The sequence below is a fragment of the Escherichia sp. UTM R2 genome (assembly GCF_048593455.1).
Lineage (GTDB): Bacteria > Pseudomonadota > Gammaproteobacteria > Enterobacterales > Enterobacteriaceae > Escherichia > Escherichia coli.
On record NZ_JBFWDY010000002.1, the window covers coordinates 729,179 to 745,315 of the forward strand.

The window sequence follows — 16,137 nt, forward strand, 5'->3', positions numbered from 1 at the left end:
ACATCAATTTAACATTGAGTTAACCAAGACAAGGTCACAGAGCTGGAAAAAAAATGGTCTGACCGGTAGCTAAAGAGATAGACGAAAACGAAAAGCCCGCTTAATAACTGTTCACAGAAGCAGCGCGCAAAAATCAGCTGCCACACAACACAACAAAGCGAAGCCTACTCATGAGCATCTTGTACGAAGAGCGTCTTGATGGCGCTTTACCCGATGTCGACCGCACATCGGTACTGATGGCACTGCGTGAGCATGTCCCTGGACTTGAGATCCTGCATACCGATGAGGAGATCATTCCTTACGAGTGTGACGGGTTGAGCGCGTATCGCACGCGTCCATTACTGGTTGTTCTGCCTAAGCAGATGGAACAGGTGACGGCGATTCTGGCTGTCTGCCACCGCCTGCGTGTGCCGGTGGTGACCCGTGGTGCAGGCACCGGGCTTTCTGGTGGCGCGCTGCCGCTGGAAAAAGGTGTGTTGTTGGTGATGGCGCGCTTTAAAGAGATCCTCGACATTAACCCCGTTGGTCGCCGCGCGCGCGTGCAGCCGGGCGTGCGTAACCTGGCGATCTCCCAGGCCGTTGCGCCGCATAATCTCTATTACGCGCCGGATCCTTCCTCACAAATCGCCTGCTCGATTGGCGGCAATGTGGCGGAAAATGCCGGCGGCGTCCACTGCCTGAAATATGGTCTGACCGTACATAACCTGCTGAAAATTGAAGTGCAAACGCTGGATGGCGAGGCGCTGACGCTAGGATCGGATGCGCTGGATTCGCCTGGTTTTGACCTGCTGGCGTTGTTCACCGGATCGGAAGGTATGCTCGGCGTGACCACCGAAGTGACGGTGAAGCTGTTGCCGAAGCCGCCCGTGGCGCGGGTTCTGTTAGCAAGCTTTGACTCGGTAGAAAAAGCCGGACTTGCGGTTGGTGACATCATCGCCAATGGCATTATCCCCGGCGGGCTGGAGATGATGGATAACCTGTCGATCCGCGCGGCGGAAGATTTTATTCATGCCGGTTATCCCGTCGACGCCGAAGCGATTTTGTTATGCGAGCTGGACGGCGTGGAGTCTGACGTACAGGAAGACTGCGAGCGGGTTAACGACATCTTGTTGAAAGCGGGCGCGACTGACGTCCGTCTGGCACAGGACGAAGCAGAGCGCGTACGTTTCTGGGCCGGTCGCAAAAATGCGTTCCCGGCGGTAGGACGTATCTCCCCGGATTACTACTGCATGGATGGCACCATCCCGCGTCGCGCCCTGCCTGGCGTACTGGAAGGCATTGCCCGTTTATCGCAGCAATATGATTTACGTGTTGCCAACGTCTTTCATGCCGGAGATGGCAACATGCACCCGTTAATCCTTTTCGATGCCAACGAACCCGGTGAATTTGCCCGCGCGGAAGAGCTGGGTGGGAAGATCCTCGAACTCTGCGTTGAAGTTGGCGGCAGCATCAGTGGGGAACATGGCATCGGGCGAGAAAAAATCAATCAAATGTGCGCTCAGTTCAACAGCGATGAAATCACGACCTTGCATGCGGTCAAGGCGGCGTTTGACCCCGATGGTTTGCTGAACCCTGGGAAAAACATTCCCACGCTACACCGCTGTGCTGAATTTGGTGCCATGCATGTGCATCACGGTCATTTACCTTTCCCTGAACTGGAGCGTTTCTGATGCTACGCGAGTGTGATTACAGCCAGGCGCTGCTGGAGCAGGTGAATCAGGCAATTAGCGATAAAACGCCGCTGGTGATTCAGGGCAGCAATAGCAAAGCCTTTTTAGGTCGCCCTGTCACCGGGCAAACGCTGGATGTGCGTTGTCATCGCGGCATTGTTAATTACGACCCGACCGAGCTGGTGATAACCGCGCGTGCCGGAACGCCGCTGGTGGCGATTGAAGCGGCGCTGGAGAGCGCCGGGCAAATGCTCCCCTGCGAGCCGCCGCATTATGGTGAAGAAGCCACCTGGGGCGGGATGGTCGCCTGCGGGCTGGCGGGGCCGCGTCGCCCGTGGAGCGGTTCGGTCCGCGATTTTGTCCTCGGCACGCGCATCATTACCGGCGCTGGAAAACATCTGCGTTTTGGTGGCGAAGTGATGAAAAACGTTGCCGGATACGATCTCTCACGGTTAATGGCCGGAAGCTACGGTTGTCTTGGCGTGCTCACTGAAATCTCGATGAAAGTGTTACCGCGACCGCGCGCCTCCCTGAGCCTGCGTCGGGAAATCAGCCTGCAAGAAGCCATGAACGAAATCGCCCAGTGGCAACTCCAGCCGCTACCCATTAGTGGCTTATGTTACTTCGACAATGCGTTGTGGATCCGCCTTGAGGGCGGCGAAGGATCGGTAAAAGCGGCGCGTGAACTGCTGGGGGGCGAAGAGGTTGCGGGTCAGTTCTGGCAGCAATTGCGTGAACAACAACTGCCGTTCTTCTCGTTACCAGGTACCTTATGGCGCATTTCATTACCCAGCGATGCGCCGATGATGGATTTACCCGGCGAGCAACTGATCGACTGGGGCGGTGCGTTACGCTGGCTGAAATCGACAGCCGAGGACAATCAAATCCATCGCATCGCCCGCAACGCTGGCGGTCATGCGACCCGCTTTAGTGCCGGAGATGGTGGCTTTGCCCCGCTATCGGCTCCTTTATTCCGCTATCACCAGCAGCTTAAACAGCAGCTCGACCCTTGCGGCGTGTTTAACCCCGGTCGCATGTACGCGGAACTTTGAGGAGCACGCTATGCAAACCCAATTAACTGAAGAGATGCGGCAGAACGCGCGCGCGCTGGAAGCCGACAGCATCCTGCGCGCCTGTGTTCACTGCGGATTTTGTACCGCAACCTGCCCAACCTATCAGCTTCTGGGCGATGAACTGGACGGGCCGCGCGGGCGCATCTATCTGATTAAACAGGTGCTGGAAGGCAACGAAGTCACGCTTAAAACACAGGAGCATCTCGATCGCTGCCTCACTTGCCGCAATTGTGAAACCACCTGTCCTTCTGGTGTGCGCTATCACAATTTGCTGGATATCGGGCGTGATATTGTCGAGCAGAAAGTGAAACGCCCACTGCCGGAGCGAATACTGCGCGAAGGATTGCGCCAGGTAGTGCCGCGTCCGGCGGTCTTCCGTGCGCTGACGCAGGTAGGGCTGGTGCTGCGACCGTTTTTACCGGAACAGGTCAGAGCAAAACTGCCTGCTGAAACGGTGAAAGCTAAACCGCGTCCGCCGCTGCGCCATAAGCGTCGGGTTTTAATGCTGGAAGGCTGCGCCCAGCCTACGCTTTCGCCCAACACCAACGCGGCAACTGCGCGAGTGCTGGATCGTCTGGGGATCAGCGTCATGTCAGCTAACGAAGCAGGCTGTTGTGGCGCGGTGGACTATCATCTTAATGCGCAGGAGAAAGGGCTGGCACGGGCGCGCAATAATATTGATGCCTGGTGGCCCGCGATTGAAGCAGGTGCCGAGGCAATTTTGCAAACCGCCAGCGGTTGCGGCGCGTTTGTCAAAGAGTACGGGCAGATGCTGAAAAACGATGCGTTATATGCCGATAAAGCGCGTCAAGTCAGTGAACTGGCGGTCGATTTAGTCGAGCTTCTGCGCGAGGAACCGCTGGAAAAACTGGCAATTCGCGGCGATAAAAAACTGGCCTTCCACTGCCCGTGTACCCTACAACATGCGCAAAAGCTGAACGGCGAAGTGGAAAAAGTGTTGCTTCGTCTTGGATTTACCTTAACGGACGTTCCCGACAGCCATCTGTGCTGCGGTTCAGCGGGAACATATGCGTTAACGCATCCCGATCTGGCACGCCAGCTGCGGGAAAACAAAATGAATGCGCTGGAAAGCGGCAAACCGGAAATGATCGTCACCGCCAACATTGGTTGCCAGACCCATCTGGCGAGCGCCGGTCGTACCTCTGTGCGTCACTGGATTGAAATTGTAGAACAAGCCCTTGAAAAGGAATAACAAAATGAAAACTAAAGTCATTCTTAGCCAGCAAATGGCGAGTGCAATTATTGCCGCAGGTCAGGAAGAGGCGCAGAAAAATAACTGGTCTGTTTCCATTGCTGTTGCCGATGACGGCGGTCATCTGCTGGCGTTAAGTCGCATGGACGATTGCGCGCCGATTGCGGCTTACATCTCCCAGGAGAAAGCGCGTACCGCCGCGCTGGGGCGTCGTGAAACTAAGGGCTATGAAGAGATGGTGAACAACGGACGTACCGCGTTCGTGACTGCGCCGTTACTGACGTCGCTGGAAGGTGGCGTACCGGTTGTTGTTGATGGGCAAATTATTGGTGCCGTGGGCGTTTCTGGTTTAACCGGAGCACAGGATGCGCAGGTCGCGAAAGCGGCAGCAGCGGTGTTGGCGAAATAAGCGAAAACGAGGAGAGAAACAATGAGTCAAACCATAACCCAGGGCCGTTTACGCATTGACGCCAATTTTAAACGTTTTGTGGATGAAGAAGTTTTGCCTGGCGTGGAACTGGATGCTGCCGCGTTCTGGCACAATGTTGATGAGATCGTTCACGATCTGGCGCCAGAGAATCGTCAGTTGCTGGCAGAGCGCGATCGCATTCAGGCGGTGCTTGATGAGTGGCATCGCAGCAATCCGGGGCCGGTAAAAGATAAAGCGGCCTATAAATCTTTCCTGCGTGAACTGGGCTACCTGGTGCCGCAACCGGAGCGCGTGACGGTGGAAACCACGGGCATTGACAGCGAAATCACCAGCCAGGCGGGGCCGCAGCTGGTGGTTCCGGCAATGAACGCCCGCTACGCGCTGAACGCGGCGAACGCTCGCTGGGGCTCACTGTACGATGCGTTATACGGCAGCGACATCATCCCGCAGGAAGGGGCGATGGTCAGCGGCTACGATCCGCAACGCGGTGAGCAGGTTATCGCCTGGGTTCGGCGTTTCCTCGATGAATCTCTACCGCTGGAAAACGGCAGCTATCAGGATGTGGTGGCGTTTAAGGTGGTTGATAAACAATTACGCATCCAGTTGAAAAATGGTAAAGAAACCACGTTACGTACTCCAGCACAGTTTGTCGGTTACCGTGGCGATGCCGCTGCGCCGACCTGCATTTTGCTGAAAAATAACGGCCTGCATATTGAGCTGCAAATCGATGCCAATGGGCGGATTGGCAAAGACGATCCGGCGCACATCAACGATGTTATCGTCGAAGCTGCTATCAGTACCATTCTCGACTGCGAAGATTCGGTCGCGGCGGTTGATGCGGAAGATAAAATCCTGCTGTACCGCAACCTGCTGGGCCTGATGCAGGGGACTCTGCAAGAGAAAATGGAGAAAAACGGTCGGCAAATCGTGCGTAAACTGAATGACGATCGTCATTACACCGCCGCCGATGGCTCTGAAATTTCTCTGCACGGACGCTCGCTGCTGTTTATCCGCAACGTGGGTCATTTGATGACCATTCCTGTGATTTGGGACAGCGAAGGCAATGAAATCCCGGAAGGCATTCTTGATGGCGTCATGACTGGCGCGATTGCCCTCTATGATTTAAAAGTGCAGAAAAACTCGCGCACTGGCAGCGTCTATATTGTGAAACCGAAAATGCACGGTCCGCAGGAAGTGGCGTTCGCCAACAAACTGTTTACCCGCATTGAGACAATGCTCGGTATGGCACCGAATACCCTGAAAATGGGCATTATGGATGAAGAACGTCGGACCTCGCTGAACTTGCGTAGCTGTATCGCTCAGGCGCGCAACCGCGTGGCGTTCATCAATACCGGTTTCCTCGACCGTACCGGCGATGAAATGCATTCGGTGATGGAAGCTGGCCCGATGCTGCGTAAAAATCAGATGAAATCGACGCCTTGGATCAAAGCCTACGAGCGTAATAACGTGCTTTCCGGTCTGTTCTGTGGGCTGCGCGGTAAAGCGCAAATTGGTAAAGGCATGTGGGCAATGCCGGACCTGATGGCAGACATGTACAGCCAGAAGGGCGACCAACTGCGTGCCGGGGCAAACACAGCCTGGGTTCCGTCACCAACCGCTGCTACGCTCCATGCGCTGCACTACCACCAAACCAACGTACAGAGCGTACAAGCCAACATTGCCCAGACCGAGTTCAATGCTGAATTTGAACCGCTGCTGGACGATCTGCTGACTATTCCGGTTGCTGAAAACGCTAACTGGTCGGCGCAAGAGATCCAACAAGAGCTGGATAACAACGTGCAGGGGATTCTGGGGTACGTGGTGCGCTGGGTGGAGCAGGGGATTGGTTGTTCAAAAGTGCCGGATATTCACAATGTGGCGTTGATGGAAGACCGCGCAACGTTGCGTATCTCCAGCCAGCATATCGCCAACTGGTTACGTCACGGTATTCTGACCAAAGAACAGGTGCAGGCGTCGCTGGAGAATATGGCGAAAGTGGTTGATCAGCAAAACGCTGGCGATCCGGCTTATCGTCCGATGGCGGGGAATTTCGCTAACTCGTGTGCTTTTAAAGCTGCCAGCGATTTAATCTTCCTCGGCGTGAAACAGCCAAACGGCTATACCGAACCGTTATTACACGCCTGGCGTTTACGCGAAAAAGAAAGTCATTAATAGCGTCAAAAAAGCCCCGGCAAGTTTTATTGTCGGGGCTATGATAGTAACTGCGGTAGTACATTTATCCCGGAAATAACCGGAGCGATTATCAGGGTTTAACAATATTAAATACCCGTAGCGCATTACTAGCGGGCCTAAAACAACAATATGGACATCTTAACGATACTCTGCGTCTGCGTGTGCGGAACAGAAACCCTTACCCGATATACTTGTTATGCCAGAGGTAGCAATTGCGTTAGCGGCGTACTGTTGCTGTAAAGTATAACGCCTATATTTTACAGTTCAGTCCTCTTTTGCTTATTACAACCTTAAGTATATCAAGCATATAAAGATAATAAGAGACTGAACAATATGGTTACCTGGACCCAAATGTATATGCCGATGGGAGGACTGGGGCTATCCGCTCTGGTCGCCCTGATCCCGATAATATTCTTCTTCGTTGCACTCGCGGTATTACGTCTGAAAGGACATGTCGCTGGAGCAATAACCCTTATATTATCTATCCTGATTGCAATATTCGCCTTTAAAATGCCGATTGATATGGCATTTGCTGCTGCGGGCTATGGCTTTATTTATGGATTATGGCCAATAGCGTGGATTATTGTCGCGGCGGTGTTCCTGTATAAATTAACCGTTGCCAGCGGGCAGTTCGATATTATCCGCAGCTCGGTTATATCCATCACCGACGATCAGCGTTTGCAGGTGTTACTGATTGGTTTCTCCTTTGGTGCGTTGCTGGAAGGAGCGGCTGGCTTTGGTGCGCCGGTGGCGATTACCGGTGCGCTGCTGGTGGGCCTGGGCTTCAAACCGTTATACGCGGCGGGGCTGTGTCTGATTGCCAATACTGCGCCGGTGGCGTTTGGTGCGTTGGGCGTGCCGATTCTGGTCGCCGGTCAGGTAACGGGAATCGATCCGTTCCACATTGGCGCAATGGCGGGACGTCAGTTACCGTTCCTGTCGGTTCTTGTGCCGTTCTGGCTGGTAGCAATGATGGACGGCTGGAAAGGGGTGAAAGAGACGTGGCCAGCGGCGCTGGTTGCTGGGGGAAGCTTCGCTGTCACTCAGTTCTTTACCTCTAACTATATTGGTCCGGAACTGCCGGATATTACTTCGGCGCTGGTGAGTATCGTCTCACTCGCTTTATTCCTTAAAGTCTGGCGGCCGAAAAATACCGAAACGGCAATCAGCATGGGACAATCCGCAGGTGCGATGGTGGTAAATAAGCCATCTTCTGGCGGTCCCGTGCCTTCAGAATATAGTCTGGGGCAAATCATTCGAGCGTGGTCACCGTTTTTAATCTTAACGGTGCTGGTCACCATCTGGACCATGAAGCCGTTTAAAGCGTTATTTGCTCCGGGCGGCGCGTTTTATTCACTGGTGATTAATTTCCAGATCCCTCATTTGCATCAACAAGTGTTGAAAGCGGCACCCATTGTCGCCCAACCAACGCCAATGGATGCGGTGTTTAAATTCGACCCCCTCTCGGCTGGCGGCACCGCTATTTTTATTGCGGCGATTATCTCTATCTTCATCCTCGGTGTGGGGATCAAGAAAGGTATTGGCGTCTTTGCCGAAACGCTAATTAGCTTGAAGTGGCCGATACTGTCGATTGGCATGGTGCTGGCGTTCGCCTTCGTCACCAACTATTCTGGCATGTCCACCACGCTGGCGCTGGTACTGGCAGGTACAGGCGTGATGTTCCCGTTCTTCTCACCGTTTCTCGGCTGGCTGGGCGTATTCCTTACCGGCTCGGACACCTCCTCTAACGCCCTGTTTGGTTCACTGCAATCGACCACGGCGCAGCAAATCAACGTCTCTGACACCCTGCTGGTGGCAGCAAACACCAGCGGCGGCGTAACTGGCAAGATGATCTCCCCGCAATCTATCGCCGTGGCCTGCGCCGCGACGGGCATGGTGGGCCGAGAATCTGAACTGTTCCGCTACACCGTGAAGCACAGTCTGATTTTTGCCAGCGTTATCGGCATTATCACCCTGCTGCAGGCGTATGTGTTTACCGGGATGTTAGTCTCGTAAATCAATAAAGCCGGATGATCGTTAATATCATCCGGCTTCATTTACATTATTCTGTCTTATTAATTGAAAATCATTTCTCGCTTTATTATCCATGCAGCAATAATGTTTTGCGTTCAGATAACCTGCTAAATAATTAAGAGCGTGAGAACATCTATTTTTTTATCACGCAAAACAAGTCTGTATTAATTATGTTCGCTTGATGAGCAAACACCGTTCTATCTGTTGCTTTTGCAATCTTAATCGTTAAAACTACCAACAAATTTATATAGTTACGTTGTGAAATGTTGTTAATTTTTTGTTTGTTGAAATTTCGTAAAAATAGCCAGATAGACATCGTATAGGGGTTATTCTTATAAATTTCACCTGTTTTCTATCAATGATGTCGTTTTCTTAAGAATGGAGGAAGTTATTAGAGAAGATAAAGCATAAAACTATTTCTCCCAGTTACGAATTTTTTAACATTGTTTTGTCACTTGCGTTATTAATGAATAAGAAATTTAAATATAAGAAATCGCTTTTAGCGGCTATTTTGAGCGCAACCCTGTTAGCCGGTTGTGATGGCGGTGGTTCCGGATCTTCCTCCGATACGCCGCCTGTAGATTCTGGAACAGGGTCTTTGCCGGAAGTGAAACCTGATCCAACACCAAACCCGGAGCCGACGCCTGAGCCAACGCCGGACCCAGAGCCTACGCCAGAACCGATACCTGATCCTGAACCAACACCAGAACCGGAGCCAGAACCTGTTCCTACGAAAACGGGTTATCTGACCCTGGGCGGAAGCCTGCGGGTAACTGGTGATATCACCTGTAATGATGAATCCAGCGATGGCTTTACCTTTACACCAGGCGACAAAGTCACCTGTGTGGCAGGGAACAACACGACAATTGCTACCTTCGACACCCAGTCAGAAGCTGCGCGTAGCCTGCGTGCGGTTGAAAAAGTGTCGTTTAGTCTTGAGGACGCGCAAGAACTGGCGGGTTCCGACAACAAGAAAAGCAATGCGCTCTCGCTGGTCACCTCCATGAACAGTTGCCCGGCGAATACAGAACAGGTGTGCCTGGAGTTCTCCTCGGTGATCGAGAGTAAACGTTTCGACTCGCTGTATAAGCAAATCGATCTGGCACCGGAAGAGTTCAAAAAGCTGGTCAATGAAGAGGTGGAAAACAATGCCGCGACCGATAAAGCGCCATCCACTCATACTTCACCGGTCGTGCCCGCCACCACTCCGGGAACAAAACCGGATCTAAACGCTTCCTTCGTGTCGGCTAACGCGGAACAGTTTTATCAGTATCAACCTTCGGAAATCATTCTCTCAGAAGGTCGCCTGGTCGATAGTCAGGGGGATGGTGTTGTTGGTGTCAACTATTACACCAATTCCGGCCGTGGTGTAACCGGAGAAAACGGGGAATTTTCCTTTAGTTGGGGGGAAACCATCTCCTTTGGCATCGACACTTTTGAGCTTGGTTCTGTGCGTGGTAACAAGTCGACTATTGCATTGACTGAACTGGGTGATGAAGTTCGCGGGGCAAATATCGATCAGTTGATTCACCGCTATTCGAAGGCTGGACAAAATCACACGCGTGTAGTTCCGGATGAAGTACGCAAGGTTTTTGCTGAATATCCCAACGTGATTAACGAGATTATCAATCTCTCGTTATCCAATGGTGCGACGCTGGGGGAAGGTGAGCAAGTCGTTAATCTGCCTAACGAATTTATCGAGCAGTTTAAGACGGGTCAGGCCAAAGAGATCGATACCGCGATTTGTGCGAAAACCGACGGTTGTAACGAGGCTCGCTGGTTCTCGCTGACGACGCGCAATGTTAATGACGGCCAGATTCAGGGCGTTATTAACAAGCTGTGGGGCGTGGATACGAACTACAAATCTGTCAGCAAGTTCCATGTATTCCATGACTCTACTAACTTCTATGGCAGCACGGGTAATGCGCGCGGTCAGGCGGTGGTGAATATCTCCAACGCGGCCTTCCCGATTCTGATGGCGCGTAATGATAAAAACTACTGGCTGGCGTTTGGCGAAAAACGCGCCTGGGATAAAAACGAGCTGGCGTACATTACGGAAGCGCCTTCTCTTGTTGAGCCGGAAAACGTTACGCGCGATACCGCCACCTTTAACCTGCCGTTTATTTCGCTGGGGCAAGTCGGTGAGGGCAAACTGATGGTTATCGGTAACCCACACTACAACAGCATTTTGCGTTGCCCGAACGGTTACAGCTGGAACGGGGGCGTTAATAAAGATGGGCAGTGTACGCTCAACAGCGACCCGGATGACATGAAGAACTTCATGGAGAACGTGCTGCGCTATCTGTCCGACGATAAATGGAAGCCGGACGCGAAAGCCAGCATGACCGTAGGCACCAACCTGGATACTGTCTATTTTAAACGTCATGGTCAGGTTACAGGAAACAGCGCTGCGTTCGACTTCCATCCGGATTTTGCGGGCATCTCTGTTGAGCATTTAAGTAGCTATGGCGATCTCGATCCGCAGGAAATGCCGCTGCTGATCCTTAACGGCTTTGAATATGTGACTCAGGTGGGTAACGATCCTTATGCAATCCCGCTGCGTGCAGATACCAGCAAACCGAAGCTGACTCAGCAGGATGTGACCGATCTGATCGCCTATCTGAACAAAGGTGGATCGGTGCTGATCATGGAAAACGTGATGAGCAATCTTAAGGAAGAGAGCGCGTCTGGTTTTGTGCGTCTGTTGGATGCTGCAGGTCTGTCGATGGCACTGAACAAGTCGGTAGTAAATAACGATCCGCAAGGGTATCCGAACCGCGTTCGTCAGCAGCGCGCAACGGGCATTTGGGTCTATGAACGTTATCCTGCCGTAGATGGTGCGCTGCCGTACACCATCGATAGTAAGACAGGGGAAGTTAAGTGGAAATATCAGGTAGAAAACAAACCTGATGACAAACCGAAGCTGGAAGTTGCCAGCTGGCTGGAAGATGTAGATGGCAAACAGGAAACGCGTTATGCCTTTATTGATGAGGCCGATCATAAAACAGAGGATTCTCTGAAGGCTGCGAAGGAGAAAATTTTCGCCGCGTTCCCGGGGCTGAAAGAGTGTACTAATCCGGCATATCACTATGAGGTCAACTGCCTGGAATATCGTCCTGGCACGGGGGTTCCGGTTACTGGTGGCATGTATGTTCCACAGTATACGCAACTAAGCCTTAACGCCGACACTGCAAAAGCGATGGTGCAGGCTGCGGATTTAGGCACCAACATTCAGCGTCTGTATCAGCATGAGCTCTACTTCCGGACCAATGGTCGCAAAGGTGAGCGTCTGAGCAGCGTCGATCTGGAACGTCTGTACCAGAACATGTCGGTCTGGCTGTGGAACGATACGAGCTATCGTTATGAAGAAGGCAAAAATGACGAGCTGGGCTTTAAAACGTTCACCGAGTTCCTGAACTGCTACGCCAATGATGCCTATGCAGGCGGCACCAAGTGTTCTGCAGATCTGAAAAAATCGCTGGTCGATAACAACATGATCTACGGTGACGGTAGCAGCAAAGCGGGCATGATGAACCCGAGCTACCCGCTCAACTATATGGAAAAACCGCTGACACGCCTGATGCTGGGCCGTTCCTGGTGGGATCTGAACATCAAAGTTGATGTCGAGAAGTATCCGGGAGCAGTATCGGAAGAGGGACAGAACGTTACTGAAACCATCAGCCTGTACTCGAATCCGACCAAATGGTTTGCAGGTAACATGCAGTCAACTGGCCTGTGGGCACCGGCTCAGAAAGAGGTCACCATTAAGTCCAATGCGAACGTTCCTGTGACCGTCACCGTGGCGCTGGCTGACGACCTGACCGGACGTGAGAAGCATGAAGTTGCGCTGAACCGTCCGCCAAGAGTGACTAAAACGTACTCTCTGGACGCTAGCGGTACGGTGAAGTTCAAGGTGCCTTACGGTGGCCTGATTTATATCAAGGGCAATAGCTCTACCAATGAATCTGCCAGCTTCACCTTTACTGGCGTGGTAAAAGCACCGTTCTATAAAGACGGCGCATGGAAAAACGATCTGAACTCACCGGCTCCGCTGGGTGAGCTGGAATCAGACGCTTTCGTCTATACCACACCGAAGAAGAACCTGAATGCCAGCAATTACACTGGCGGACTGGAGCAATTCGCTAACGATCTGGATACCTTTGCCAGCTCGATGAATGACTTCTACGGCCGTGATAGCGAAGACGGTAAGCACCGGATGTTTACCTATAAAAACTTGCCGGGCCACAAACATCGTTTCGCCAACGATGTGCAGATCTCCATCGGTGATGCGCATTCGGGTTATCCGGTAATGAACAGCAGCTTCTCGCCGAACAGCACCACGCTGCCGACGACGCCGCTGAACGACTGGCTGATCTGGCATGAAGTCGGTCATAACGCCGCAGAAACGCCGTTGACTGTACCGGGTGCAACTGAAGTCGCTAACAACGTGCTGGCGCTGTACATGCAGGATCGTTATCTCGGCAAGATGAACCGTGTCGCTGACGATATTACCGTCGCACCGGAATATCTGGAGGAAAGCAACGGTCAGGCATGGGCGCGCGGCGGTGCGGGTGACCGTCTGCTGATGTACGCACAGCTGAAGGAATGGGCAGAGAAAAACTTTGATATCAAGAAATGGTATCCAGATGGCACTCCTCTGCCAGAGTTTTACAGCGAGCGTGAAGGGATGAAAGGCTGGAACCTGTTCCAGTTGATGCATCGTAAAGCACGCGGCGATGAGGTCAGCAATGACAAGTTTGGCGGCAAGAATTACTGTGCTGAATCCAACGGTAACGCAGCGGACACGCTGATGCTGTGTGCCTCCTGGGTCGCCCAGACGGATCTTTCGGAGTTCTTTAAGAAATGGAATCCGGGCGCGAATGCTTACCAGCTGCCGGGGGCGAGCGAGATGAGCTTCGAGGGCGGTGTGAGCCAGTCGGCTTACAACACGCTCGCGTCACTCGATCTGCCGAAACCGGAACAGGGACCGGAAACCATTAATCAGGTTACCGAGCATAAGATGTCTGCCGAGTAAGCCCGTAGGCCGGATAAGGCGCTCGCGCCGCATCCGGCATGAAATAAGGCGCACCGGGTTAACACATTTGCCCGATGCGCCTGCTTATCGGGCCTACAGACGGGGAAAGCCGCGATTATTTGCGCTGGCAGACACCCGTAGGACGGATAAGGCGTTTTACGCCGCATCCAGCAAGTTACAACAAACAACCTTTAACCATGCTTTTTGATGTTTTTCAGCAATACCCCACGGCGATGCCCGTCCTGGCAACCGTCGGAGGATTGATCATCGGCAGTTTTTTGAATGTGGTGATTTGGCGTTACCCAATCATGCTGCGCCAACAAATGGCGGAGTTTCACGGTGAAATGTCGAGTGCGCAGTCAAAAATAAGCCTTGCGCTACCGCGTTCGCACTGCCCACATTGTCAGCAGACCATCCGGATACGTGACAATATTCCGCTGTTCTCCTGGCTGATGCTCAAAGGGCGCTGCCGCGACTGTCAGGCGAAAATCAGCAAGCGTTATCCGCTGGTGGAGTTATTGACGGCTCTCGCTTTTTTGCTGGCGAGTCTGGTCTGGCCGGAAAGTGGATGGGCGCTGGCGGTGATGATATTATCCGCCTGGCTGATTGCCGCGAGCGTCATTGACCTCGATCACCAATGGCTGCCCGATGTTTTTACTCAGGGCGTATTGTGGACGGGACTGAGTGCGGCATGGGCGCAGCAGAGCCCGCTCACGCTACAAGATGCAGTTACCGGCGTCCTGGTGGGGTTTATCGCTTTTTACTCCCTGCGCTGGATAGCCGGAATAGTTCTGCGTAAAGAAGCATTAGGCATGGGCGATGTATTATTGTTCGCTGCGTTAGGTAGTTGGGTGGGGCCGTTGTCGCTACCCAATGTTGCTTTAATCGCATCATGCTGCGGCCTGATATATGCCGTTATTACAAAAAGAGGATCAACCACACTGCCTTTTGGACCGTGTTTAAGTCTGGGCGGTATAGCAACAATTTATCTACAGGCATTGTTTTAATGATAACAACGTCATTATCAAAGTGACATTTTAACTCTTATTAATAACCTTAGAGATTATTTACCATGTCGATAAAACAAATGCCAGGGAGGGTATTAATATCGCTATTGTTGAGCGTTACAGGATTATTAAGTGGCTGTGCCAGCCATAATGAAAATGCCAGTTTACTGGCGAAAAAACAGGCGCAAAATATCAGCCAAAACCTGCCGATTAAATCTGCGGGATATACCTTAGTGCTGGCACAAAGTAGCGGCACGACGGTAAAAATGACCATTATCAGCGAAGCGGGGACTCAGACCACGCAGACGCCTGACGCCTTTTTAACCAGCTATCAACGACAAATGTGCAATGACCCAACGGTGAAATTAATGCTCACTGAGGGAATTAATTACAGCATAACGATTAATGATACACGTACAGGTAACCAGTATCAGCGGAAACTGGATCGTACCACCTGTGGAATAGTCAAAGCATAACGTCGGGTAGATATAAATTGGCGCGGGTTGTTTTTCGTGACGCACGAATTTATCTCATTCAATGGCTGACAAAAATTCGTCACACTCTTAACCAGAGACAATCTCTTAATACAGACAAAGAGCATCTGCGCAAAATTGCACGCGGGATGTTCTGGCTGATGCTGCTTATTATTTCTGCAAAAATGGCGTATTCACTCTGGCGCTATTTCTCCTTTTCTGCGGAATATACGGCTGTTTCCCCATCGGCGAATAAACCGCCCCGTGCGGATGCAAAAACGTTCGATAAAAATGACGTGCAATTAATCAGCCAGCAAAACTGGTTTGGCAAATATCAGCCCGTCGCCACGCCGGTAAAACAACCCGAACCTGTGCCTGTGGCAGAAACGCGTCTTAATGTGGTGTTGCGTGGGATCGCCTTTGGTGCCAGACCCGGCGCGGTTATTGAAGAAGGTGGCAAACAGCAGGTCTATTTGCAGGGGGAACGGCTTGGTTCTCACAACGCGGTGATTGAGGAAATCAACCGCGACCATGTGATGCTGCGCTATCAGGGAAAAATAGAGCGCCTGAGCCTGGCAGAAGAGGGGCATTCCACCGTAGCCGTGACCAACAAAAAAGCCGTCAGTGGCGAAGCAAAGCAAGCTGTTGCTGAGCCTGCTGCCAGTGCGCCAGTTGAGATCCCGACTGCCGTGCGTCAGGCACTGACGAAAGATCCGCAGAAAATTTTTAACTATATCCAGCTTACGCCTGTGCGTAAGGAGGGGATTGTCGGTTATGCAGTGAAGCCGGGGGCAGATCGTTCTCTGTTCGATGCCAGCGGTTTCAAGGAAGGCGATATCGCCATTGCGCTAAATCAGCAGGATTTCACTGATCCACGAGCAATGATTGCTCTGATGCGGCAGTTACCTTCAATGGATTCCATTCAACTTACGGTTTTACGCAAGGGTGCGCGCCACGACATTTCCATCGCGCTGCGCTAACCGCATTTAATCCAGGAGAATCATTCATC

Annotated in this window: 10 protein-coding genes; all 10 read left to right on the forward strand. The window is 52.3% G+C overall.

Going from position 1 to position 16,137, the window contains the following annotated elements:
* Positions 1-170 precede the first annotated feature (170 nt).
* The 10 genes from glcD (at position 171) to gspC (ending at position 16,108) form a co-directional block, all read left to right on the forward strand.
* The gene (gene glcD, locus AB4H76_RS04370) at positions 171-1,670 is read left to right on the forward strand and encodes a glycolate oxidase subunit GlcD (protein WP_085452719.1); all 1,500 of its coding nucleotides are present in this window, start codon (positions 171-173) and stop codon (positions 1,668-1,670) included.
* Complete coding sequence (gene glcE / locus AB4H76_RS04375) at positions 1,670-2,722, forward strand: glycolate oxidase subunit GlcE (RefSeq protein ID WP_000943059.1); 1,053 nt, start codon at positions 1,670-1,672, stop codon at positions 2,720-2,722. Before glcD ends, glcE begins: the two co-directional genes overlap by 1 nt.
* A gap of 10 nt (positions 2,723-2,732) precedes the next feature.
* Positions 2,733-3,956: a glycolate oxidase subunit GlcF gene (gene glcF, locus AB4H76_RS04380; RefSeq protein ID WP_001194665.1), complete on the forward strand. Its 1,224-nt coding sequence runs from the start codon at positions 2,733-2,735 to the stop codon at positions 3,954-3,956.
* Between the two features lie 4 nt (positions 3,957-3,960).
* Positions 3,961-4,365 carry a GlcG family protein gene (locus tag AB4H76_RS04385; RefSeq protein ID WP_000853256.1) on the forward strand — a complete coding sequence of 135 codons (405 nt, stop codon included), beginning with the start codon at positions 3,961-3,963 and terminating at the stop codon, positions 4,363-4,365.
* Positions 4,366-4,386: 21 nt separating this feature from the next.
* On the forward strand, positions 4,387-6,558 hold the full coding sequence (gene glcB / locus AB4H76_RS04390; RefSeq protein ID WP_001618852.1) for a malate synthase G: 2,172 nt from the start codon (positions 4,387-4,389) through the stop codon (positions 6,556-6,558).
* A 354-nt stretch (positions 6,559-6,912) separates the two neighbouring features.
* On the forward strand, positions 6,913-8,595 hold the full coding sequence (gene glcA, locus AB4H76_RS04395; RefSeq protein WP_000259302.1) for a glycolate permease GlcA: 1,683 nt from the start codon (positions 6,913-6,915) through the stop codon (positions 8,593-8,595).
* 484 nt (positions 8,596-9,079) lie between these two features.
* On the forward strand, positions 9,080-13,648 hold the full coding sequence (gene sslE / locus AB4H76_RS04400) for a lipoprotein metalloprotease SslE (RefSeq protein ID WP_085452718.1): 4,569 nt from the start codon (positions 9,080-9,082) through the stop codon (positions 13,646-13,648).
* Between the two features lie 197 nt (positions 13,649-13,845).
* Positions 13,846-14,655: a prepilin peptidase PppA gene (gene pppA / locus AB4H76_RS04405; RefSeq protein WP_001300405.1), complete on the forward strand. Its 810-nt coding sequence runs from the start codon at positions 13,846-13,848 to the stop codon at positions 14,653-14,655.
* Between the two features lie 65 nt (positions 14,656-14,720).
* Entirely contained in the window at positions 14,721-15,131 is a 411-nt protein-coding gene (gene gspS2 / locus AB4H76_RS04410) for a type II secretion system pilot lipoprotein GspS-beta (protein WP_001300497.1), read from the forward strand.
* A gap of 17 nt (positions 15,132-15,148) precedes the next feature.
* On the forward strand, positions 15,149-16,108 hold the full coding sequence (gspC, locus tag AB4H76_RS04415) for a type II secretion system protein GspC (RefSeq protein ID WP_085452717.1): 960 nt from the start codon (positions 15,149-15,151) through the stop codon (positions 16,106-16,108).
* The last annotated feature ends 29 nt before the right edge of the window (positions 16,109-16,137 follow it).